Genomic DNA, 25,679 nt, shown 5'->3' with positions numbered 1-25,679 from the left:
ACCCCATATTGTTGCGCATCGTGACAAAGGTCATCTTAAAACATAAGGGGGCATGATAACGAATCATATGACGAAGCCCTAGAACTTCATGAGTTGGTTATGTTCCCAATAGTTAGATCGGTTAAACAAGGTAGTATTCACGCTCAATGAACATGCCTATCACTTTATTGTGCATTTCTTCAGAGTTAGAGTGGCCTATCGTTTTTCGATTCAGTCTCTTGATGCGAATACGTAGGGTGAGATTGGTTCTCTCGATACGTTGAGTAAATTTCTTTCCTATGAAATGTTTTTTTTCAGGAAGACAATCGTAAACGATATAATCATCCGTACAGTAGAACTGGATGTTGAAAGGAGGTAGAAGAGCCAGCCATTTTTCCAACGTTTCCTTGCTGCGATCACCCAAGACATGTGCGATGACCCACTTCATATTCGGTTCCCAAATATACCAGAGCCAATGCTGATTTTTCTTGTTACCGACAAACGACCATTGCTCGTCTATTTCAACAATAATCTGCATGTCACTCCCTACCAGCGGCAGCGTGGTTACGTTTCTTGGTGTGAGTTTTTTAGTGTGCGAATGGCAGTGTTAATACCGACCTTCAGAACGCGAACGGTATCCCTGACACCAGCGTTATTGATTGCCATATCAAATCCATTCTTTCATGCCGAGATTACAGGCTTGATAGGTATAAGTCAGTTGAAACGTTTTACGGCAGGCATAACAGCGATAACGGGGATGTCCAGTACGTTCTTTTCTATGTCCTTTTACCTCTTCCGTCTTGTGACAGTAACGACAAATCACATCAACTTTAGCCATCTTTCACCCATAATAAAAAACGGGAAGTTTATCACAACATCTAATCATTGGGCACATGACCCCCCGTTCAAACCTGAATGCTAAACTCCACATAACCTTTTTGATGGAATAATCGACACTGTGGTAAATTTATTCTACAGTAATAATACCTTAGTGAAGTCTTCTACTTAAATATTTAAATGAAAATCAGGTTGCTTAGGGAGTTTCTCTTATGAAAATATACAACCATATGGTATTCCCAATAGCCCTCAGAGTAGTTTTATTTATAAGTGTTGATGCAATAGCAGACTCATCATGTGACTCTTCGAATACGAAGACCACTCTCATTTCTGGAAATAAAACCGAACCCTATAATCTCTCACAGTGTGAAAATCTTACTATCAATCAGAATGCATCAATTGATGTTCCTCAAGGTGTCAACCTAAATGATCTCTACAATCTAACACACAGTGCGGTTAATGTCGGAACTAACAATAATAATCAGACACAAATAATTTTAGTCAATGACATTAATAATAACGGAATTTTGCGAGGAACGGGTGGAGTCACTGTAACTCCCGATGGTTCTGTTGGGCAGTTGCTTAATCGTGGAACAATAAGTGGAGGGAACGGAGCAGTATGGGTTTCTGGTCAAATGAACATGCTAGATAATTATGGTGCAATTACAGCCAATGATGATCCTAATGCATTCAATTCAATAATGATCCAGCGGGCGATTAACTCAAATAATGGTCCATATGGACACGTAGATACCATCCTGAATAGGGAAAACGGCTCGATTGATGGGATATCTGTTACAACGTCAATACTTGAGACTCTTTATAATTATGGAACATTATCTCAGGGAAAAATTGCTAACTCTGCTAACGCGACAGTTATTATTGAATCTGGTAGTGATGTTAAAAAGTTCCATAATTATGGAACAGTGGCAGGACCCAATCACAGCGTTCTGATTCAAGATGGTGGCTACCTCGAAAACTTGAATAACCTAGCTGAAAGTAAGGGCATAACAGCTGACCAAGACGGCATTCAGGTCACTGGTCAAGGCATGGCCCAATTGGATGTTAATCCTCACATTAGGCCGTCCAAAATCAAACAGATTACCAATGCTTCTTTGATATATGGAAAGCGAAATGGCATTTATATCGATGATAAAGGTGTTGTTGATACCATCACGAATTTGGACGGAGGAGTAATAAAGGGAGACGAATTCTCTATAAAGAATGATGGCACTATTACTAACGGTATTCAGAATTCAAGCGTAATTGATGGCAATGTAGAGCTTGGCAGTGCCAACCTTTATATGTCTGGTTCAAATGCAACCTTGAAGGGCAATGTGTCTGGGACGAAAAATTCAATTGTCACTATAGGGGGAAAAGGTGTTAAAACGGGAAATCTGGATCTTACCTATATCCACCATATGAATATTGGCAAGGTCAGTATATTATCCGGCAGCACGTTGCGTCTGGGTGACGGACATAAAACAGGAAGTGTTTCCAGTAATATTGATAATGAGGGAAACTTTTATTTCAATCCTAGTGACAAAGCGATTTATGGCCACATTATCAGCGGAACAGGTGCTGTTCACCAAATGGGTAGCAGTACAACCATTTTGACGGGGGCAAACACCTATACAGGTGAGACAAAAATCGAATCGGGTACTTTGCAACTTGGTGATAAAGGAACAGCGGGAAGCATTGATAATACTTCCAAAGTTACAATCGGGCAGGACGGTGTACTGGCCTTCGACCGAACAAATCCCACTCTCTTTGCCGTTGATATTGAAGGCGACGGTTCCCTTCGCCAACAGGGTATAGGTGATTTAACTCTGACCGGTAATGTGACCACAGGTAAGCCAGTATCAGTTGTATCAGGCAAACTGCAATTTGGCGATGGTGTTACAATCGGCAAGCTCTCGCTCTCCGGAATTAACAATGATGGCGCGGTTATCATTGCCGGTGCTGCTAATAGTGTGGTTACACTTGATGGTAAAATTAACGGAACAGGGATCCTGGAAATTACTGGTGGTAAGGCGATCGTAACCGATGATAGCACCTATTCGGGTCAGACCACTATTGGCAATGACGCAACGTTACAACTCGGCAATGGTGGAGCGACCGGAAATCTTACCAAAAGCGATATCTTAAACAAAGGTACTCTGGCGTTTAATCTGAGTGGAACAACCAATTTTGAGGGAGTTATTTCTGGAAGTGGTCATATCGATAAAATTGGCACTGGCGTAACGAGGCTCAGTTCGGATTCCTCGGTTTTTACAGGATCAACGCGTGTTAAGGAGGGAACCCTTGTCGTTGACGGCCAGCTAGGTACAAAAACCTCAACCTTCAATGTTAAAAATGGTGGTGTTGTTAATGGTACTGGCATAGTTGGAGGTAAAACAACGATTGAAAGCGGCGGTCACCTTACAGGCAAACAAGGTGATACTCTGACATTTAGCAAAGATCTTATTCTCAATAGCGGCGCAAATGTGGATATTTCGCTTGGGGCAAAGGATGTCTCCGCGCCGGCATTATTTGATGTTCATGGTGATCTGACATTGGCAGGAACACTGAATGTCACGGATCTTGGCGGATTAGCAGCAGGTGAATACGATATATTTCACTATGGCGGCACCTTAATCGATAACGGAATGACGTTCACTGGCGGAAAACCGGACTCATTCTCTCTCGGTACAAGCAGAAACCATGAAGTCTATCTCATCAATACTGGCGGTATGCTCCTGAACTATTGGGATGGTGGTAATACCCGTGAACACAACAATAATGCCATTGATGGTGGTGATGGTATTTGGCAGGTCGGTGGAAATAATAACTGGACGTCAAAAACAGGATATCCCAATGCCAGTTGGAAAAGTACTGACCAGTTTGCCATTTTCTCAGGGATCGCCGGAACAGTGCAGGTAGATAATAGCGGCGGCAATGTCACTGTAAATGGTATGCAGTTTAGCGCCGATGGCTATAAAATCACTGGCGATTCTCTGGTCTTAGAGAATGATAAAACAGGCAGCGCCAAAATTCGTGTTGGAACGGGTAATAAGTCAACTGCTGGTAGGGTTGCCACAATTGAATCAACCCTGACAGGGTTTGCTACACTTGAGACAACGGATGACGGGACGTTGGTTTTGAAAGGTGAGAATAAGTACACCGGCGGCACGAAAGTGACGCGGGGTGTCCTCCAGATAGGGGACGGTGGTACTCAGGGCAGTATTTCCGGTGATGTGGTCACAGGCAGTAAAGGGACGCTGGCTTTTGACCGCGCAGATGCTGTGACATTTGGCGGCAATATCACTGGCGAAGGCAAACTTATTCAAAACGGTAAAGGGACGCTGGCGCTTACCGGCACAAATACGCATTCGGGCGGCACGGTAATTCGTCATGGCACTTTGCAGATCGGTGACGGGCATAACAGAGGAACTCTTACCGGATTGGTCGAAAGTGGGGTCGGTACGAAACTGGTTTTCAACCGTGCTGATCAAATGGCATTTTCCGGTTCCCTAAAAGGGCAAGGGCAAATGGTGCAGGCGGGTAACGGTACAACCCTTCTGACCGGCATTAACAACTATACAGGCATGACGGAAGTACAGAAAGGGACGCTTCGCCAAGGATCAGAAGGGGCTTTCAGTGCAAATTCGTCTTATACAATCGGGCAACATGGTAAGCTTGATATGGGGGGATTTAATACGACTATTTCCGCTTTAAATAACAGTGGCACAGTTTTGGCTGGCGGAGATGACAAAGCCGTAGGGCGTACACTGGTGATCGCAGGTAACTATAGCGGTAATAACGGTATAGTGAGTTTATCGACCGTGTTGGAAGGCGATAACTCAAAGACTGACAGACTGGTAGTGAACGGCAATACATCTGGCACAACTCATCTCGTTATCAAAAATGTCGGCGGCGCGGGGGCACCGACGACTGAAGGCATCAAGGTTGTTGATGTGAAAGGCACGTCGGATGGCATTTTCAGTTTGGTCGGTGATTATAGTTATAAGGGAGAGCAAGCCGTTGTGATCGGTGCCTATGCTTACCGGCTTCATAAGAATGGTATTGATAATTTGGATGGAAATTGGTATCTGCGCTCGTCGCTGACCAGTCCAAAACCCAACCCAGATCCTCTACCAAAGCCACAACAACTCTATCATGCTGGCGTTAGCGTTTACGAGGCTTATGGACGAGTTTTACAGACCCTGAATATGCCAGAGTCTTTGCATGGACGAGTTGGCGGGCGTGAGGACAAACTGCGGGGTGTGAATAGCTTCAGAACCACTGCTGACGAGGATAGCGCAGATGATAGCACAAACCCATCATTGCCCAGTGGCACATGGGGACGGATGACAGCTTCTTACGGCAGATTATCGCCCCGTATCACCACATCTGGAGCTGGCGATATCACCTATAACATGGTTCGTGCTCAAATCGGCATAGACGGCCGTTTGTATGAAAATGACCACGGCTCAGTGGTTGGTGGTGGTTTCCTGCAATATTCGAATATTAATGCAAACGTGGACTCCGTGCATGGTGAAGGTAAAATCCGTGCGAATGGTTACACGATAGGTGTGACAGGTACATGGTATGGCAATAATGGGTTTTATCTGGATGGCTTAACGCAGCTTACCTACTTTGAAAATGACTTGGATTCAAAGACGGCCAGTCGGCAACTGGGGAATAATAAGTCCGCTCTGGGCTATGCATTGGGTCTGGAAGCAGGGCAACGGTTTGATTTGACCCCAAAATGGTCGCTGACTCCGCAAGTACAGCTTGTGCATTCTGCCATCAATATGAATGACTTCCATGATACATTTGGAGCCAAAGTCCGCTTTGATCAAAGCAGGAACGTGAAATTGCGCGTGGGTGCGACGATAGACTACAGCCAAAAGTGGAGCGAAGATCAGGGCAAGGCTGAAAAAGCCGCTAATCTTTACGGCCTGTTCAATCTTCGCCAAGAGCTGCTGGGGCGTAATGACGCGGTTGATGTTGCAAATGTTGCCTTCCACAGGGGGAATGACCGCACTTGGGGTGAAACAGGAATCGGGGGTTCCTACAGTTGGAAGGATAACCAGTCTGTCGTCTATGGTCAGACTTCCGTCAACACCAGCCTGAATAATTTTGACAGCTATGAACTGAGTGCCAAAGTTGGGCTAAGGGTGATATGGTGATTAATATCCTTCCATAGAAGAATAAAAAGTTCTTTAATTCACATATCTACTTACTGGAATTGAATAAAAACTGTGGGAGTGATATCCCACAGTTATAATTATTAAAATATATCTTCAGACAGAGAATCATTTCTTGAATTTATTCGTAATATTTCCATCCTGCTATAGAAATAAACAAATCATTAAAATCGATTGAGCCACCGTTATCCTCAAAGGCAGCGGTATAGGTCTTTCCTAAAGTTATTTGTCCCGCATTAGCAGTTATATCACTGTTACTCATGTCAACGTCAAGCCTAGAGCTTTCGGGACAATCAACTTTACATATAAGATTTCCAGTTTTTCCTGTGAAGAGAATGATACCAGCCTTACTGTGAGGATCGCCAGATGGGTCATCTGGTTTTCTCCAAGTATCGTAAATTTGTTCGGTATCTTTATCTAATAATGTCACTGTATAATCATAACCAGCTTGCGTCAGAAAGTAATACGATACATGCCAATTATTTTCTACACCTGTGAAGTAAAGTATTTTCTTTGCCATTATTAATATCTCCTTACTGTTGTCCCATAGTATAATTTATACTGCCAACATAATTGTTGGCAGTTACCATTATAAGACAACTTCCATTCGAATGGCCTTTCAGGTTTATTTGGAATTGTCCTATTTCATCTGTAATCACTGACCGTATTGTATCTGGATTTAAAGAGATTTCTAATATGTTATTTATATTTATAGCTTGATCTAATTTATAATAAACAATAGAGTTTTTAATTGGTTCTTTTGTATTTTTATCGAAAAACTGAAGTGTAATTGTTTCGTATTCCTCACCAATTTGTTCACTTCCGGTTATTATTAATATTGCTTCATTAACAGGGGAAAAATACAGTTCAACCTTATCTTTTATATTTCCATCTCGTGATGCTACTTGTATTGAAGAAATCCCACCAACATCTGAGGTTACACAAAAAACGACTTCCCCATCCTGATTTGTAACACCAGAAGAGGGTGTAATATGTGTATTGTCATTAGCAACAATGTGTATTGGTGCTCCGGGAACAGCCATCTTTTTTTCATCTAAGGCTGTAATGAGTACAGAATTCGGAGTGTAACCATTGGCTGGCATACCATTAGCCAAACTCTCTGTTTCTAAATAAGAAATTACCGCAGGCTGTGGATAATCTGACTTTTTAATTGTGACACGAGTAGTTGCAGATGACGCAGAATTTTCTGTCCAATCAGTAATAGTATAGAAAACATCATAGCTATCAAGAGGAATCTCAGAGAATGGTATTGATATTACATATCTTGGACGATGGATATTTTTCTCTGTAATATAAAATCGTTTTGACGATATCTCGTTATTCAAATGAACAGTAATATAATCATCTACATGTGCGTGTTCATATTGGTTTATTACTACCACCAATATGGGTTGACTTAGTTCTGATTCATCAATAAAGCCATTATTACTTTGTGGTAAAAAAGGAGCCGTTAGGCTGCCGCTTATAGACATACAATAACCTCTGGCTGAATAATTCTTTTTATAAAAAGTGATTGCCAATAGAACTATTAGCAATCACATATTCAGATTAATTAAGGTGCAACTGTACCTATACTCCTGATAAAAAGTTTCGATTTCTGGCCTGAAGCAACACGGAGATAATCGATTGAAATAGTTCCGTCATTATCATCTGACGAATCATAACCCAGCAGTTGTTCGGGCTTGATGGTAGCTTTAAAATAACCTCTGTCTACATCAGACTTTTTCACGGTTTTGCTATTAGCAACTATAATAGGTAAAGGACGTGGTGGTGAGGTAGTATCAATGCAGTACGAAATATAGGCTTTAATCATAATCATGTCACCAAGTACGATGGTGTCCTGATTCTGCTGAGTTGGATCGATTGGCAATCGAACCTCAAGCCCTTTTTGACCGATACTATAGATATTGACTGACTGATATATGCCAATAAATCGCTTGAACTGATCATATAATTCCGGCGCAACTAAAGTCCGGTTTTTATCATCGGGATCTGGACTGTTATTGCCACCGCTATCATAGCTTATGTAATTAGGCTTAGACCCTATTGTGTTACCATATTGGTCCAGCCCAACATAGCTGATAAAATTATCACCATCGTATAGGTTGCCGTAATCGGCTGGTATTTTATAATATCCGTTATGTTCATGCTTTAACTGTCCAATACATAGCTGTTTTTTATAAAAGTTTGTTTGATCGTCGCTCACAAAACCGATGATGAAATTACCAGGTTTAGCTCCCGGATAATTCGGGATCATAAAATGAAAATTATCCGTTTGATCCTGCCTTGTTAAAGTCGAAGACGAGTATGTTTCTTCAATAGTGGGTGGTTCAAAACTGCTGGATGTATTAATTGTATCGGTATTAACAAATATGGTTTCTTTTTGATTATATTCTATTTCACTGAAGATCGTCTCAATCGCGACGAACTGGCTGAGTCCCTCAGTGGCGTATATTTTTAGGTTAACAGCAGTCTCTGATGGTTTATTAATCAAATAGTAATAATATTGATTTTCCCCCTCCACTTGATATGGCTGAACTTCATTCTGACCTTCGGGGATTATGCGCAAAGGGGCCGTTGTACGAAGCGGAATATCATAGCTTGAAATTGGTTTATTCAGTCTTGTCATCGGATTAATTGATGCTGAAACATATGGATGACCTGTGATATCAGCCCCGGGTTTAGCGGGGTTTGAGTCGTACAGATAGGCCGAAGCTCCTCTCAGTACACAAGTCTCTGGTTTCAGAACCGGGTTATCGACAGGATGATAGGTTGCCTTATTTGTTGGCTTGCTCGTCGAATCCGCGGTAAATATGATTTCGTGATCTGTGGCACTCTCGTCTGCCTGAAATACCATTTGCTGATTAAATACCCCTCTAGCAACTGAGCCGGGGAATTTCTTTATTAGCGTCACTCCCTGTGGAAGAACAACGTCAATCTTTGTAGTATCCGTAATTCCTGTTTCATCGGTTATCGAAACAGCCACAAGGAATGGTTGCCCTTTGATAATGTTACCGCTTGGGGGAATTAAATTTAATTTTCCAGCCATTATATTATCCTTTCAAAATATAAATTTTATTTTAAAATAAATAGAAAGTAACAAAAATGACAGCGTGTATATATATGACTTACTTGATAATACAATCAATATAACTTTCTTGGAGGATTGTTATTACTAAGTTCTGCGTATCAGGTTACATTCAAAAAAACAAATGTCAATATACATAAAGAAAAAATATTACTGTATTTAATGCCTTGTCAATATAACATCTGAAATAAATATTCCCTCTGGCGACAATTGCAAACAATTTAAATAACACAATTGTTTAATTTAAAGTAAAAATTACTTTTTTATATTATAAAAAATAAAAAATAAATAATAAAAACAAAAGAAATAACCTACATGTATTAAAAAAATAAAATGTAAAGATAGAATATTAACGGATTGACGAAGTGCAATATTAAGGTGCACTGATTCATACGCACTCTGATGGTTTTGGTAATGTGGCTTAACTTAATCGTACAATCTCCAATACAGTATCACCAAACGCGTTTATAGACAAATATGTTATGCTGAAAACTCTAATGCATATTGTTTGCATGAGGAAAAATATCTTACTTTAAATAGTAAGTGTATCTCTGGCATCTCAAGTCACTTTGTAAACGTTCAGCTTCACATTCTTCTAAGCGAAATAAGTGTCTCAATGAAACCAATCTATCCTCCAATGGGATTACTTCCCACCTTTCGGTCAACACCCTTTGATTCGTTGATACGCTTTACTAATTCATCAATTGGAGCTTTTATAGTTGTGCGGGAACAATAAGGTTTGTACACAAGGGATGACTATTCATATGTAACATTTTGATATTGTTATCTTCTATTCATCAAAAACGACTGACTTAGATTTCCAGTCAATGAGCCATGAAGCCATTCGGGTATAGGGAATATATTTGTTTCCCGCTTCATGGTTCTCTTTCTGAAGCGCAAGTGCGCGATTGAAGACGAAACGTCAAGCCCTCGCGAAGCGCAGCATATTGCGCGCTTGCTAACTCTTTGGTCTTAACTGAAATTTAAAGGCTTGAACGCGCTTCATGGCGACGATTATACTTTGGTCTATGGCAAAAGAAACTGATATTGATATTCGCTGTGGAAGACACGGTGTTTTCCTGATGCATGTTCATTTGGTGTTTGTCACCAAATATCGACGGGAGATATTCGATCAGGATGCCATCGAAAAGTGATGCAGCGACTTTGCAAGTGTATGCGCTGATTTTCAACAGTCTTAAAGGCGTATCCAGTAGGCTGCTTCACCGTGACCGACCCGATATAGCCCTGCGCTATGACTACAAAGGCGTTCTGTGGACACCGAATTATTTTGCAAGTCGTTGCGGTGGTGCACCGATATCGATCATCCGACAATACATTGAGCGGCAGCAAACACCAAGTTAGTCGGAAAACCGCGCCTTATATCCCCGCCCTGAAAGACGGGGTGTTACGGCGCACTGGATAATAAAAAGTGTCGTCACGCTAAATAGGAAAAGTAAGCTATGCGTATAGGCATTGATCTTGGTGGAACCAAAATTGAAGTGATTGCATTAGGCGATCAGGGGGAAACGTTATTCCGCAAACGGGTGGATACTCCCCGCAATGATTATCAAAAAACATTGGCTGCCATTGCTGGGTTGGTTATCGATGCGGAACAGGCAACTGGACAGCAAGGAACAGTGGGGATTGGTATTCCTGGCGCGATTTCGCCTTTTACCGGAAAAGTAAAAAACGCCAACTCAGTTTGGTTGAATGGAAAAATATTGGATAAGGATATTGCTGCTTTGTTAGGGCGTGAAGTGCGTATCGCCAACGATGCAAATTGTCTGGCGGTATCAGAAGCCACTGATGGTGCAGGTGAAGGGATGCCAATGGTCTTTGCCGTTATCATTGGAACGGGCTGTGGTTCAGGTATTGCATTTAAGGAGCGGGTTCATGCCGGTGGTAATGGATTGGCAGGGGAATGGGGGCATAATCCATTACCGTGGATGGATGAAGATGATCGCGTGTATCAGGATGAAGTACGTTGTTTTTGCGGCAAACCGGGATGTACTGAGACATTTGTGTCAGGCACTGGATTTATGACAGATTATTTTCGCTTGAGCGGAGTGCAGAAAAAAGGCCATGAAATTATAGAGGCGTTGACGCAGGGAGATGAGTTTGCGGAATTAGCGATGCGTCGTTATGAAAGGCGTTTGGCGCGAGCGTTGGCACAGGTGATTAATTTATTGGATCCGGATGTGATTGTACTTGGCGGTGGAATGAGCAATGTTGATCGCCTTTACCAAACGTTGCCTGATTTAGTCAAAGAGTGGGTTTTTGGTGGCGAGTGTGCAACACCGATTAGAAAAGCAGTACATGGGGATTCCAGTGGTGTGCGTGGGGCAGCCTGGTTATGGCCTCAGCGATGACACTGTATTTCTGCCAATGATAGTGGGCAATCTTAAACGCTCATCTATTTAAGAAAATTTCAAGTTGCGTGTCATAGTGAAGAAAGCGCTAATAAACCGCAACTTGAAAGATGAATAACAAGATAAAATTATTAAAGATTGGCTTAAGTTAAATTTTTAATCTAATGAATTAACTGTCTTTCCATATTAAGAGTAATAATGGAATAATAAATAAGTTTATTCATTGTATTTATGAATGGCACTTTTTTATAATAATAAAAATATATTTGTTTACTAGTGAATAAAATATCACATTTAACTTTAAATTTATTAATTGTTAGGTGATAAAAAAGACAGAAAATTTAAGTGAATAAAGATCGATATTTTTTCTATATGTTTGTATTAATGTGGATTTCTTCACGAAACATACAGTTTTTTTAGGTTATTATTAGCATATGCAACAAACTGTTTTCCAACTATGAAATTTGATTGGAAATAAAGTGAAATATTGCTGCGGTTCATTTTGATTACTTACTCCATATTAATGCTTATATAGTTCTCAACGGGAAGATGTAATAGAAATTAGACAATTTTAAATAACTTATAAATTTTATCATGATTTGAGCGATTTTTTTTCGATGAAAAATCGTGATGGATATTTATTGCTCTAAATATATTGCAGATTATTCTGCGATAGGGTGAGTTTTTGCCTGAAAGAAAATCAAATTATTAAATTTAATCTTTTATGGGTGTCTTATTATGGGAAGCATGAAGCCGTTGGCTGCTTTAATTGGGGTATTGGTCATGTCTGGCAGTGCCAATGCGGTTACAGTATACAACGATAAGGGAAGCAAGGTGGATTTAACCGGTCAGGTTCGTATGAAAACGACAGTGACCAGCGATGATCGTGATTTTCAAATTAAAGATGATGGCAGTCGTTTCGGAATTAATGCTAGCCACGAACTGACCCCCGAGATCAAAGTCTTCGGCAAAATGGAATGGGGTTCTGATACCCAAAGAACGAATAGCGATAATGCCAAAACGGGTTTTGAGATATATAACCGTGTTGGTTATATCGGGGCTTCTCATCATGATATTGGTGAAATACGCATTGGCCGTACTTATATTCCTATCGATTGGGTGAAAAAATCCAGTTATGGCTATGGCAATACGGGAGTGTTTTATTTCGGTGACGTATTGGGTCGTGCAACCGGTTATGATGGCAAAGGCGTTGGCAAAAATAATTTCCTTACCCGCTTGCCCCAGACGATTTTCGCTAAAACCAATAGCTATCAGGGCTTCAGCCTTGCTGCAACCTACAGTGGTAAATCCGGCTCAGATAACGAACGCAATCATGGTGATATTCGCCACGCTTATTCGGTGGTAGGTTTTTATAAATCAGACTTCGGTTTGGAAATTAATGCCGGTTACTCTCAGGCAACGGGAGAGAGGAAAAAGCCGGTAACTATAGAGATGACACAGCCAGATGGAAGTAAGGGTAAGCGCACGGAAGACGCTGGACTGGCTTCTCCACAAGACAGCCTGATGGCTATTGGTATGGAATATTATTTCCCTGGCCGTGAATTCTCCATTGGTTTGGATTATGGCCAGGCGCGCTCCAAAAATTCAGGGTTAGTATATCAAGAAGGAAGTAGTACCGGTTTGCAGGAAAAATCGGTCAAAGGTGACTGGAAAGCAAACTTGTATGGTCTGGCTGGTAAATGGCATTGGGACAAACTGGGTAGCGGCATGTACGCGGGATATTACTTGCGTGATGGTGATGCCAATACATTCAACTATAAAAAACAGACTTACACCGTCGGTTTAGATAAACGTTTTGCAGTATCTAATAACAATAACCTGATCCTATTTGTTGAAACGGCATATGATGATGCCCGTAGCGACAATCCGGCTTACAAAGATAAAAAACAGACCATTCTGGGAACAGGGGCTCGTTTGTCTTTTTAAGTCTTTCATAGGGAGAGCTCAGTTGAGTTCTCCCGTATCCTTCTATAAAGGGGCATAGCATGATGAAGAGTATGTTGGAAAGTAAGAACGTGTTGAAAATGTCAACTTTAGCAATGCTGGTGGCATTCAATGTGAACGCGGCGACCGTTGATTTACGAGTGATGGAAACCTCGGATATTCACGGTAATCTGATGGATTTCGATTATTTTAAAGATAAATCCACTGAGCAATTTGGTTTAGTTCGTACTGTGAACTTAATTAAGGCGGCCAAAGCGGAAGCAACTAACGCGATCTTGGTAGATAACGGTGACTTGATTCAAGGCAGCCCGCTTGCAGATTACATGGTGGCAAAGGGATTGAAACAAGAGGAGGTTCATCCAGCCTACAAGTTGATGAATACGATGGGCTATACCGTCGGTAACTTTGGTAACCATGAATTCAATTTTGGATTGGATTACCTGAAACAGGCAATTTCTGGTGCCAAATTCCCTTATATCAATGCGAATATCATTGATGCCAAAACCGGCAAAAACTACTTTACGCCTTATATTATCGTTGATACTCCAGTTAAAGATCGTGAAGGCAAAGAGCACACCATTAAGATCGGCTATATCGGCTTTGTGCCACCACAAATCAGTATTTGGGACAAAGCCAATCTCAATGGCAAAGTGGTTGTTAATGACATCACAGAAACCGCGAAAAAATTTGTCCCTCAAATGAAGAAAGAGGGCGCAGAGCTGATTATTGCCATTCCCCATTCCGGTTTTTCCCAAGATCCTTATAAAGCGATGGCAGAAAACTCGGTTTACTATCTGAGTGAAGTGCCTGGCATTAATGCCATTATGTTTGGTCATGCTCATGGCGTGTTCCCAAGCAAGGAATATACAGGTATCAAAGGTGTTAATGTCACCAATGGCACGATTAATGGTATTCCTGCCGTCATGCCGGGGCAGTGGGGGGATCATCTGGGGGTTGTCGATATGGTGATCAATAACGACAGTGGTGCATGGAAAGTCGAATCTGCTAAAGCGGAGGCTCGTCCTATCTATGATAAAATCCATAAAAAAGCCTTGGTTGAACGCGATAATAAACTGGCTTCTATCATCGAAAAAGATCACCTGGGAACTCGCGAATTCGTGAGTAAATTCATAGGTAAAGCCACTGACAACATGTACAGCTATCTGGCTTTGATCCAAAGCGATCCCACCGTTCAGATCGTCAATGATGCGCAGATAGATTACACCAAACATTTTATTCAGGGTGATCCAAATTTGGATGGACTCCCTGTCTTGGCGGCCGCAGCACCTTTCAAAGCGGGTGGGCGTAAAAATGCACCGGCTGATTTTGTGGAAGTGGAAAAAGGTGATTTAACTTTCCGTAACGCGGCTGATTTATACCTCTACCCAAATACATTGGTGGTGGTAAAAGCAATGGGGGCGGATGTGGTTGAATGGCTGGAATGTTCGGCGGGCATGTTTAACCAAATTGATGCAAACTCCACCAAACCGCAAGAATTGCTGAACTGGGAGGGTTTCCGTACTTATAACTTCGACACCATTACGGGTGTCAACTATAAGATAGATCTGACACAACCCGCTAAATACGATACTGATTGCCAGCTTATTAATAAAGGGGCGAACCGCATCAAAGACGTTACTTATCAGGGTAAGCCGATTGATCCAAAAGCCACTTTCCTGATCGCCACCAATAACTATCGTGGTTACGGCGGTAAATTTGCCGGAACTGGGGAAGATCACATTGCATTCGCTTCACCGGATGAAAACCGTACCATTTTGGCTTCTTACATTTCCAGAATGACCAAAGAAAAGGGCGTAATATCAACTCAGGCTGAAAACAATTGGTCATTTTTGCCAATCAAAACAGATAAAAAATTAGATATCCGTTTTGAAACTTCACCATCAGAAAAAGCGGCGCAATTCATTAAAGAACATGCCCAATACCCAATGAAATACTTAGAAAATGACGATACTGGTTTTGCCATCTATCAAATTGATCTAACAGAGAAAAAGTAAAATTTACTGAACTTAATTGTATTAATGCCTGCTCCTATACTTGGCTAAAGGGCAGGCAAATCCTGAACATTAAGAGATAATAAATTGAATTATAAATATAAATTACTTCCGATTGCGATTGGTACTGTATTGTTAGCAGGGTGTGCAACCAAGCCAGCTTATGATCCAGAAAATATTGTGGATGTACGAGTTCTGGGGCTGAACGATTTTCATGGAGCACTGAAAGCACCCGGCTCTAATCAACCGGGGGGCATTGAATATATGTCTACTTTGATTAAGGAACTGAAACAGGAAAACCCGAATAATATCGTCGTTGCTGCTGGGGATATGATCGGTGCTAGCCCGCTGCTTTCCTCAATGTTCCATGACGAACCCACTATTGAAGCATTGTCTCTGGCTGGATTAGAAGCGACTTCTGTCGGTAACCATGAATTTGACAAAGGCAAGGATGAATTATTGCGTAAGCAAAATGGTGGTTGCCATCCGGTGACAGGCTGTCAGGGGCCAAAACCCTTTAAAGGCGCGGATTTCAAATACCTGTCTGCCAACGTCACAGTTAATGAAACGGGTAAAACACTTTTCCCTGAATATGTCATCAAAGAATTTAATGGTATTCCCGTTGCTTTTATCGGGTTGACGCTGGAAGGAACGCCTACCATTGTGGCACCCAAGGGGACAGAAGGGCTGACTTTTTCTAACGAAGTTAAAACTATTAACGCCTTGGTAGCGGAATTGCAGAAAAAAGGGGTGAGGGCTATAGGGGTTTTGATCCATGAAGGTGCTGAACAAAAACGTAATAGAGGCCAGATAGATGTCAACGCCTGTAATGACATAACAGGCAAAATATTGGAGATCGTTAACAAGCTGGATAAAGAAGTGGATTTTGTTATCAGTGGCCATACTCACCAGGCTTATAATTGCGTCATTAATGGTAAATCTGTCACTTCTGCTCAATCCAATGGAGCATTGCTTACTCAATTAGATCTAAAATTGGATAAAACCACGAAAGACGTGGTGGATTTCAAGGCTAAAAATATTTGGGTTGATAACCGTAAATATACCAAAGATGCAAAAATCACTGAATTATTGTCATCCTACGAAAAAATAGCCACGCCATTGGCAAACCGCGTGATTGGTATATTGGAAAAGAATCTAACCAAAGAAGCTAATGCAGGTGGAGAATCAACATTAGGTAAAGTGATAGCCGATGCCCATTTATACGCAACCGCAGCCAAAGAAAATGGTGGCGCCCAGATTGCATTTGTAAACAATGGTGGTATCCGTGCGCCTATAAATGCGGGAGAAGTGATTTATAACGCAATTTATACCGTCCAGCCTTTCTCTAATATGATGGTGACCAAAACATTGACGGGTGAGCAGATCAAACGGCTGCTGGAACAGCAATGGAGTCGCACACGGCCACAGGTTTTGGCGGTATCACATAGCTTTCAATATGCATGGGATAGCACCAAACCTGTGGGTAATCGCGTGATTATTAGTTCAATGAAAATCAATGGCAAGCCTGTTGATATGCAAGCGAAATACCGTGTGGCAGCCAATGATTATTTGGCAACAGGTGGAAGTAGCTTCTCTGTATTTAAAGAGGGGACAGATCCGGTGTATAGCATGCCGGATGTGGATGCCGTGGTGAAATATTTTACTGAAAAATCTCCAATTCAATATCCAAAACAAGATCGGATTATAGATATTGGTACAAAATGATGTGATGGGAATAAAAGATAACGTAGATAAAATCAATAGATCAAAGGTACTGTAACGGCGGTTTGATCCAGATCAGAAGTGCAATGTTAATTACTCTGCGTTGCAACCAATCTAACTTCAAGGTGCGTGTGATTTCTCCCCCGCTTCGCGGGGAGAAATCAGGTTTCATATAATGTTGTAAATTGCAACTTGAAGTTTAATGCGTATATGTATTGGTTATTTAATAATGAAAACAATTAAATGACTTATCTTTTTTACAAAAGATGTTTATATTATTGCACTCTGATAACCCTAGTGGTTCGTGATATCTATTCAAAGGAAAAGCAATCCTTGCTTTTCCTTTCCGGGGAATACAATTAAAAATAAATATTATTCAGAAATCAAAGATTCTTCATATTGCTTAGCTTTTTGTTGATCAAATTGTCTCTCCCACTTAGCCACAACAAGTGCAGCGAGTGCATTACCGACTACATTTAATGCGGTACGAGCCATATCAAGAATCCGGTCAATACCCGCAATGAAGGCTAAACCTTCTAATGGAATACCCACGCTACCCAATGTGGCTAACAGAACAACGAAAGAAACCCCTGGAACACCAGCAATCCCTTTTGAGGTAATAATCAATGTGAGGACAAGCGTAATTTCTTGCCAAAGGGATAAATCAATTCCATAGAGCTGAGCAATAAAAATGGCGGCGATACTCTGGTACAGCGTTGAACCATCAAGGTTAAATGAATAGCCAATTGGAATAACAAAACTGGTCACTGATTTTGAAGCACCATATTGTTCCATTTTATCCATGATACGGGGTAATACGGTTTCTGAGCTGGCAGTAGAATAAGCTAACAGTAGTTCATCTTTCAGGATTTTAAAGAGTATAAAGATGTTGATATCACAGTAGCGGGCAATCAAACCAAGAATGACAATAGCAAAAAATAAAATTGCACAGTGAACTAAAATAACTAATTTTATCAATGGCAATAATGAGCTAAAGCCGAAGTTAGCCACTGTTACTGAAATTAACGAAAATACCCCGATTGGAGCATACATCATAATAATATGAGTCACTCTAAACATGGTTTCAGAGAATGTTTGTAATACCGTTAATAAAGGTTCTTTTTTTTCCTTTGGTAGTGATGATAAACCTAAACCAAATAATACGGCAAAGAAAATAACGGGCAACATTTCGCCACTGGACATCGCCGCAAAAATATTATTAGGCACTAATGATAGAATAGTATTAACAATACCGTGTGAATGACTTTCAACCTGCTGTGTTGTGCGTTCATATTGAGATATATCTATTTGATGGAGAGTAGACATATCAATACCTGCACCAGGTTTAAATGTATTTGCTAAAAAAATGCCTACAATTATTGCAATTGTTGTGACAATCTCAAAATACAAAATTGTTTTTAAGCCTAATTTTCCTAATTGTTTAGTATTACCAACACCGGCAATACCAACAACCAATGTTGAAATTACAATCGGAACAACAATCATCTTAATAAGTTGAATAAATATTTTACCGGCAGGAGAAAGTACATTAACAATTAACCACTGTTTGTGTTCATTGTCATGTAAAATTGCTCCTGCAATAATTCCCAATATTAGCGCGGCTAAAATTTGCCAGCCAAGCCCAAATTTAAATTTCTTTTTATTAACTGTTTCGGCCTTATTCATTAGACAACCTTATGTTTTATTTTCTTTACTCCTCTTTCTTATACAATAACCTCGACCTAATGCACAATAAAATCTGAGATAATCTTTTAAATAATGTATAAATGATACTCGTCATCATTTGAGATGTTTGTTTATTATTCAAGTTAGATCATGAGAACCCATCTGACACTAACCCAGGAATAATTCCTTGAATTGATGCATCAATATTGTCATTTGAGTTTCTGAGATCAAGTCCTATTCATCACCTTTTTTGCCTCTATATGCATTAAACTTCAAGTTGCAATTTACAACACGCTATGAAACCTGATTTTTCCCCGCTTCGTGGGGGAGAAATCACATGCATCTTGAAGTTAAATTAGTATATACCAATCGCCTTTCAAAATGCGTCTTATATCTTCCCGCGTAGCGGGAAGATATAAATAATCACATTGATTTACAAGCTGCAATTTGAGGTTGGATTGGTATATGCTGAAATTTGAAAACTATTGTGTATAAATACATAGCTATAAATACAGTATTTGAAAATTTTATTATTGTTGCACTAAATGATTTGTTGAGTAATAAATAGCATGTCATTCTGTAACATGGATTTAAAATAAAGGACAAAGAATAAATAATTACAGCACAGCTATGGGGAGACATGATATGTTAAATCAAATCAGCAAAAAAACGGTTAAAACATTAATTTGTTCTATAAGTATGATATTGGGTAGTACAACACTGTCTTATGCTGCAGTTATTCCACCTGATACACAATTGGCGGAAAAACAAGAGATTGTTCGTAATAATGGTGCCGAACCTGCATCACTGGATGTCGATAAAGTTGAAGGTAATATTGCATTAAACATTATCAATGATTTTTTTGATACGTTAGTGGGAATGGATAAACAAGGCCAGATCATACCTAGACTGGCTGCAAGCTGGGAAACTAAGGATAATAAAACGTGGATTTTCCATTTAAGGAAGGGAATCAAATGGTCTGATGGTACACCGATTACCGCTCATGATGTTGTTTTTAGCTGGCGACGGCTGACAAATCCTAAAACACTTTCTCCATATGGCAGCTATTTTGTTGATGCTTCAGTGGTTAATGCCAAAGATATTTTAGCCGGAAAGAAAAAAGTGGAGGAGCTTGGTGTTAAAGCCTTGGATGATTCGACATTGGAGGTCAAGTTAGAAAAACCGGTTGGGTACTTTTTACAGATGCTGGCATTCAATATTGCGGCGCCGATTAGCGAAAAAGTAGTTGAAAAATATGGGGATAAATGGACTCAGCCTGAATTTTTTGTTTCTAGTGGTGCATTTAAATTAGCAGAGTGGAAAGTGAATGAAAAAATTGTTGGTGTAAGAAATCCTTATTATTGGGATAATAAAAATACCGCTATTAATAAAGTCACTTATCTTCCACTTTCATCAGATACATCAGATTTAAACCGTTATCTGGCTGGAGAAATAGATATTACATTTACGATACCATTAGAATCGTTTGCCTCATTAAAGAAAAATATGAGTTCACAAGTTCATATTTCACCGATGCTTAGCACATATTACTATGAATTTAACAATAAAAAACCACTGTTTAAAGACAGTAGGATCCGACAAGCACTAGGTCTTGCGTTGGATAGAAATATCATTGCTAATAAAGTCCTTGCTCAAGGGCAAATACCTGCGTACACAATTTTACCTCCTGGAATTGGTGGTTTTAAATTTAAACAACCTGATTATGCATCATGGACACAAAATCAACGAAATGAAAAAGCCAAACAATTATTGAACGAAGCGGGCTTTAATAAAAATAATCCCCTTAAATTTAATTTGGTTTACAACTCATCAAATTTACATAAAAAAGTTGCTATTGCTGCAACCTCGATGTGGAAAAAGAATCTCGGTGTCATTGCCAATATACAAACTGAAGAGTGGAAAGTGATGCTGGAGAACGAACATCAAGGGAAATTTGATGTCGTTAGAGGTGGATGGGTTGGCGATTATAATAATCCGATGGCTTTTTTTAATATATTTACAACAAATCAAACCAATAATACCTCATTTTATTCTAATAAAGACTTCGATAATTGGATTCGTAAAGCAGGAGAAACAAATAAACAAGAAGATTTTCAACATGCACTCGATCTTATGACAAAAGATACGCCGATTATTCCCGTTTATTACTATGTTACTGCGATATTGGTTAAGCCTTATATTGGTGGTTATTACGCTGATCTTTTGGGGAGAATATCAACGAAAGATCTTTATGTGCTTAAGCACTAAATCATAACCACCCGCATAGCGGGTGGTTTGCTCTAGCCCTATAAGGGCATGTTACCGACTGCGCCTAAATGACGCGGCTTTCTCTTCGTTCAAGCTAAGTGTCTTTGCTTCTTTGGCTTACCCCTTGAAGGGGTCGTTATACTCTCGTGTACTTAATTTATCTTGAAGTAAATCTGACTTTTCTTGCTCTCTGATATAGTTACGGATTGTGGCTTCATTCAGCCCCACTGTGCTGACGTAGTATCCTTCCGACCAAAACTTCCGGTTGCCAAATTTGTATTTTAAATTGGCATGTTTATCAAATATCATCAACGAGCTTTTACCTTTTAAGTACCCCATAAAACTGGAAACACTTATTTTCGGGGGGATACTCACCAGCATATGAACATGATCTGGCATTAAATGCCCTTCGATTATTTCGACTCCTTTGTACTTACAAAGGTTTCGTAGAATCTCACCTATACTTGAACGGATACTATTGAAGATGACTTTTCGTCTATATTTCGGCGAAAAGACGATATGGTATTTACACAGCCACTTTGTATGCGCTGAGCTTTGTGCTTTAATTCCCATAAACACCTTTCCTTATTTAAGTTACGGATATTAGCTTGAACATCTATATCGTAACGGAAAGGTGTTTTTCTTGGTATAACCCTTGAACTCCACCCGCATAGCGGGTGGTTTTATGTTTAAGCAGCTGATGCTACTTAAACTGGCTAAAGCCATAATTAAAGAGCCTGCTTAAGCAGGCTCTCCATAGTTTATTGTAGTGTTTTACGGGCAGGTAAAGCGAGGCTCCATATTCAGGATGTTTTGTATCAATGTGATTGTTACTATTTGATTTCCATGTTTAAACCCGAAATTCAGCAGATAATTGACTGAACCCTAATCCATTCTTTTTTTCTACTTTTATTTGAACAGGAATTCGTTCTTTTAATGCGTCTACATGGCTAATGACTCCGATAGTTTTTCCTGATGCATTAAGGTGTTCCAGTGCATCCAAAGCGATATCCAGGGTTTCAGGATCAAGCGTGCCAAATCCTTCATCAAGAAACAGGGATTCTATTTGTGTCTTGTTACTCACTAGATCAGACAAGGCGAGGGCAAGAGCCAGGCTGACAAGAAAACTTTCTCCTCCAGAAAGTGTTTTGGTATCCCTCATGGCTTCCGCTTGCCAGGTGTCAACGACTTGTAATTCCAACCCGCTGTCATCTTTGCGTTGCAAGTAGTAACGGCCATGTAGTTTTTCTAATCGGATATTTGCCAGATGCACGAGATGATCCAATGTCAGGCCTTGGGCAAAACGGCGGAACTTAGCGCCATCGGCAGAACCAATGAGATTATTAAGATAACTCCAGTCATCATATGTTTGCTGTAAGTGTGCGATCTGTACCAGTAACTCCTGTTGGTGTTGGCGGCGAATTGCATCACTGTTCAATAGGGTTCTGACTTCACCTTGTTGTTGGTTGTTGTGTTTCAACTTAGCCGTAACGTCAGTCAATAGGGCGGATAATTGTTGAGGTTCATATTGGTTAAGCAATTGCGGCTGTGTTTCCGTATGTCGTTGTAAGGCCACTTCTGATTCATGATGGCGTGTTTTGGCTTGCAATTGTTGTTGTTCAAGTTTTTCTTGTAATTGTTGTAACTTTTCCCGCTGTTCCGGTTCTAACAAGGCATGTTCAAAGGATGATTGATCAGGAAAGCCTTGCTGTTCTAAGCCTGTCTGGAAATGGCTGACAGCAAGTTTGTAGTTTGCTTCGGCGGTGGTGTGGCTTTTTTCTATTTCACTGGCGGCACCGATTAGTTGGCTCATTTTGTTTTGCAGTGTTTGCAGATGGAAAACGGCCTGTTTGTAGGCGACTTCTAATTCATGGGTTTTTTGTTGCAAAGCCTGACGAACGGTAATAATGGATTGTTCGCCAAATAAATGATGGCGTTCCTGACGTGTTTGTTCCAATAACTGCATTTTTTGTTGTTGCTGTTCATTCAAAGCATGGAGATGAGTGGAAAGCTTATTTTTTTGTTTGTCTAGTTCACTCAGTTTGCTTTGCAAGGCTGCTTGTTCTTTTTGTAGTTGTAGCAATTTCTCCCGTGAATCGTGGTAGTTTTTTAATTCTTGTTCACGCTGTTGTAGCCAGTTTTCTGTTTCATCAGGGGCAGGAAGTATGAACGGTGTCGGCTGTAATTGCGTGTTTAATTGTTGTGCTGTCGTCGCGTAGTCAGCCCCTATTTGTTGAACTTCTGCCGTCTTTTCTGCTAATTGTTTTTGGGCTGAATCCTGTTTGAATTTTTCCAATTCAATATTTTTTTCACAAGATTGGTAGTGTTCTCGGTTAGCAGCAAGTGCTTTTTCGGCTGCTTGATAGTTTTTCTCTGCCTGTGAAAGTGCTTCTTGTTGAGCCTGGTATTGGTGATAAGCAGATTGTCGCTGACTGATAAAGTGATTAACCGCCTCTGCCTCCATCGGTAATTCGGTAGCTTGCAACTGCTGGCAATGGTATTCCCACTGTTTAACTAATTCTGTTAATTTAGCATTGTATTGTGCAATATTTTGCTGCAATTGCTCACTATGTTGTTGTTGAAGCTGATGTTTCTGCTGTAGGGCTGTACGCTTTTCTTGCAGTTGATCAATCTGTTGGCGCAAGGTTCTCAGGCGCGCTTCTGAATGTGGTAAGGCAATATCCTGGTATTCGTTGATTAAAGGATGGTGAGTTGAACCACAAAGTGGGCAAGATTCCCCTTCTTTTAATTGTGCCCGTTCTTTTTCCAGGCTGACTATCCGTTGTTCCAAACGAATTCGATTGTTGAGATCGTCATAATGTTGCTGCTTATCTGCTAACTGTTGATTGAGGATTGCGATCTGATCAGGTAAGGCTTTTACCCATGCTTGAGATTGGTTTAATTGGTTTTGATCGGCTGAGAGCGCGGTTTGTAACTGCTGGCTCTGCGGAAGCAAAATCTCCAGTTGGTTTTGTGACACCAATTGTTTCTGGTAATTTTCTAAATTTTTCTGCAATTGTTCCAATGGATGCTTTTGCTGCAAAGTTGTGAGTTGGTTTGCAGCAGCGGCAAGGTTGTTATGCAGTGTTCGGCTCTGTTCTTGTTGTTTGGCTAATTCTGCATTCAAGGTATGTAAATAATGGGTTGTATGAGCAAGCTCTGAGGTAATTTGTTGGGTGCTTTGAGTAAGCTGATTTATTTTTTCTTGTCGCTCTTTTTGGCGAGTGAATAGTTGTTTCCATTCAGGCAGTTTGCTGTCCAAATTGCAGTAATAAGGATGCTGCTCATAGTAGGATCCCAATGCCTTTTGTTCACTATTTAAGGTTACCGTTCGATCCTGTGTGGCTTGGTATTGGGATAAAATCTCTGTGAGATCGCGCTCTTGTTCTGCGATCTCTTGTCCAAGTTTCAGTAGATCTTTGGATTGAATATCAATTTTATGATCGAGCGGCATAATCTGCTCTGAGATGAGCTTTTCTTGTTGATTTTGATGCTGTTGGTGCTCTTCTCGCTTTTTTTCCAGCAGTGTTAGTTGTTGTTCGGCAGGTTGTAACATTGCCAGTTGTTGTCGGCGTTCGTGTTCTATTTTAGTGCGTTGCTCCGTGAGCCGCTGTTTTTCATGAATAGCTCGGTTTTGTGCATCCCATAATGAACGAATTTTTTCTGCTGGCTCGCTAGCTGTTATCTGTTGTAACTGAGGTTGTGCTTCTTGAATAGCTTGCTCAGTTTGTTGCAAAAGTGAAGCATTGCTGATCAGGGATTGCTGTAATTCATTCCGGCGCAACAACCACTGATCGGCAGTTTGTAATGCCTTCATGTGTTGGCTAAGTTGGGTTTCTTCTGCAATAAGTTGTTGTTGCTGGTTTTGGTATGCCTGTTGTTGTTCTTGCGTGAGTAATTCAATGGAAGAGGCTTTGGCCTGTTGGATATTCAGTTTTGATTGTGCCTCTTTATGGCGTTGATAAATTTCCTGGGAAAGAATGCCGTAAATTTCTGTACCGGTTAGCTCTTCCAGTAGATCGGCCCTGTCTTTATCCTGTGCATTTAAAAATGCGGCAAAGTTTCCCTGTGACAAAAGCATGGATTTAGTAAAACGGCTAAAATCCAGTCCAGTTATTTCGGCAATTTTTTCTTTTTTCTCTGGAATTTTATCAGCCAGAATTTTTCCCCCTTTTTTGAGGGCCAATTCTCCTTTTGGGGGTTGGAGTTTGCCATTTGCCTGGTTGCGAGCACGACGCTGACTCCAAAATGCCCGATAGACAATACTTTTGACTTCAAACTCTACTTCAGCAAGGCACTCTGCGGTATGACGGGTCATTAGCTCATTTTGTGAGGCTGAAATGGTGTTGAGCCTTGGCGTTTCATGATAAAGGGCGAGGCAAATAGCATCCAATAAGGAGGTTTTTCCTGCACCCGTTGCGCCGGTAATGGCAAACAATCCATTACTGGCAAAGGGTTCTGCCGTAAAGTCTATTTTCCATTCACCTTGCAGGGAATTGATATTTTTCAGCCGTAAGCTAAGAATTTTCATGGCGTGTTC

At 40.6% G+C, this 25,679-nt stretch carries 12 protein-coding genes and 3 pseudogenes; 7 read left to right on the top strand and 8 right to left on the bottom strand.

Annotated features, from left to right (window positions below; genetic code table 11):
• Window positions 1-121: 121 nt before the first annotated feature.
• A pseudogene (locus tag WDV74_RS13505) lies at window positions 122-817 on the bottom strand (IS1 family transposase).
• Between the two features lie 211 nt (window positions 818-1,028).
• Between WDV74_RS13505 and WDV74_RS13500 the strand changes: the two are divergent.
• On the top strand, window positions 1,029-5,990 hold the full coding sequence (locus tag WDV74_RS13500; RefSeq protein ID WP_338883292.1) for an autotransporter outer membrane beta-barrel domain-containing protein: 4,962 nt from the start codon (window positions 1,029-1,031) through the stop codon (window positions 5,988-5,990).
• Window positions 5,991-6,129: 139 nt separating this feature from the next.
• Here WDV74_RS13500 and WDV74_RS13495 read toward each other — a convergent pair whose 3' ends face one another.
• The 4 genes and pseudogenes from WDV74_RS13495 to WDV74_RS13480 all read right to left on the bottom strand — a co-directional run.
• Complete coding sequence (locus WDV74_RS13495) at window positions 6,130-6,528, bottom strand: hypothetical protein (RefSeq protein ID WP_338883291.1); 399 nt, start codon at window positions 6,526-6,528, stop codon at window positions 6,130-6,132.
• Window positions 6,529-6,541: 13 nt separating this feature from the next.
• Window positions 6,542-7,501 (bottom strand): Ig-like domain-containing protein, encoded by a 960-nt coding sequence (locus tag WDV74_RS13490; RefSeq protein WP_338883290.1) that lies wholly within the window; start codon window positions 7,499-7,501, stop codon window positions 6,542-6,544.
• An 80-nt stretch (window positions 7,502-7,581) separates the two neighbouring features.
• The gene (locus WDV74_RS13485) at window positions 7,582-9,078 is read right to left on the bottom strand and encodes a hypothetical protein (RefSeq protein WP_338883289.1); all 1,497 of its coding nucleotides are present in this window, start codon (window positions 9,076-9,078) and stop codon (window positions 7,582-7,584) included.
• 847 nt (window positions 9,079-9,925) lie between these two features.
• Window positions 9,926-10,063, bottom strand: a pseudogene (locus WDV74_RS13480) (helix-turn-helix domain-containing protein); the annotation flags it as partial.
• A 58-nt stretch (window positions 10,064-10,121) separates the two neighbouring features.
• Here WDV74_RS13480 and WDV74_RS13475 point away from each other — a divergent pair.
• The 5 genes and pseudogenes from WDV74_RS13475 (at window position 10,122) to WDV74_RS13455 (ending at window position 17,188) form a co-directional block, all read left to right on the top strand.
• Window positions 10,122-10,479: pseudogene (locus WDV74_RS13475) on the top strand (transposase).
• Between the two features lie 98 nt (window positions 10,480-10,577).
• Complete coding sequence (gene mak, locus WDV74_RS13470) at window positions 10,578-11,486, top strand: fructokinase (RefSeq protein ID WP_338883288.1); 909 nt, start codon at window positions 10,578-10,580, stop codon at window positions 11,484-11,486.
• Between the two features lie 738 nt (window positions 11,487-12,224).
• On the top strand, window positions 12,225-13,433 hold the full coding sequence (locus WDV74_RS13465) for a porin (RefSeq protein WP_338883287.1): 1,209 nt from the start codon (window positions 12,225-12,227) through the stop codon (window positions 13,431-13,433).
• Between the two features lie 62 nt (window positions 13,434-13,495).
• Window positions 13,496-15,466: a bifunctional 2',3'-cyclic-nucleotide 2'-phosphodiesterase/3'-nucleotidase gene (locus WDV74_RS13460; protein WP_338885615.1), complete on the top strand. Its 1,971-nt coding sequence runs from the start codon at window positions 13,496-13,498 to the stop codon at window positions 15,464-15,466.
• Window positions 15,467-15,550: 84 nt separating this feature from the next.
• Window positions 15,551-17,188: a bifunctional metallophosphatase/5'-nucleotidase gene (locus WDV74_RS13455; protein WP_338883286.1), complete on the top strand. Its 1,638-nt coding sequence runs from the start codon at window positions 15,551-15,553 to the stop codon at window positions 17,186-17,188.
• A 369-nt stretch (window positions 17,189-17,557) separates the two neighbouring features.
• Here WDV74_RS13455 and gltP read toward each other — a convergent pair whose 3' ends face one another.
• Window positions 17,558-18,871, bottom strand: coding sequence for a glutamate/aspartate:proton symporter GltP (gene gltP / locus WDV74_RS13450; protein ID WP_338883285.1), 1,314 nt, complete (start codon window positions 18,869-18,871; stop codon window positions 17,558-17,560).
• 645 nt (window positions 18,872-19,516) lie between these two features.
• Between gltP and WDV74_RS13445 the strand changes: the two genes are divergently transcribed.
• Window positions 19,517-21,139, top strand: a complete 1,623-nt coding sequence (locus tag WDV74_RS13445) for an ABC transporter substrate-binding protein (RefSeq protein ID WP_338883283.1) — start codon at window positions 19,517-19,519, stop codon at window positions 21,137-21,139.
• 117 nt (window positions 21,140-21,256) lie between these two features.
• Here WDV74_RS13445 and tnpA read toward each other — a convergent pair whose 3' ends face one another.
• Both tnpA and WDV74_RS13435 read right to left on the bottom strand, forming a co-directional pair.
• Window positions 21,257-21,712: an IS200/IS605 family transposase gene (gene tnpA / locus WDV74_RS13440; RefSeq protein ID WP_338882928.1), complete on the bottom strand. Its 456-nt coding sequence runs from the start codon at window positions 21,710-21,712 to the stop codon at window positions 21,257-21,259.
• Between the two features lie 277 nt (window positions 21,713-21,989).
• The gene (locus WDV74_RS13435; RefSeq protein ID WP_338883281.1) at window positions 21,990-25,670 is read right to left on the bottom strand and encodes an AAA family ATPase; all 3,681 of its coding nucleotides are present in this window, start codon (window positions 25,668-25,670) and stop codon (window positions 21,990-21,992) included.
• Window positions 25,671-25,679 lie beyond the last annotated feature (9 nt).

This window comes from Xenorhabdus sp. TH1, from assembly GCF_037260955.1.
Taxonomy (GTDB): Bacteria; Pseudomonadota; Gammaproteobacteria; order Enterobacterales; family Enterobacteriaceae; genus Xenorhabdus; species Xenorhabdus griffiniae.
This window is presented reverse-complemented; position numbering and strand designations above follow the sequence as displayed.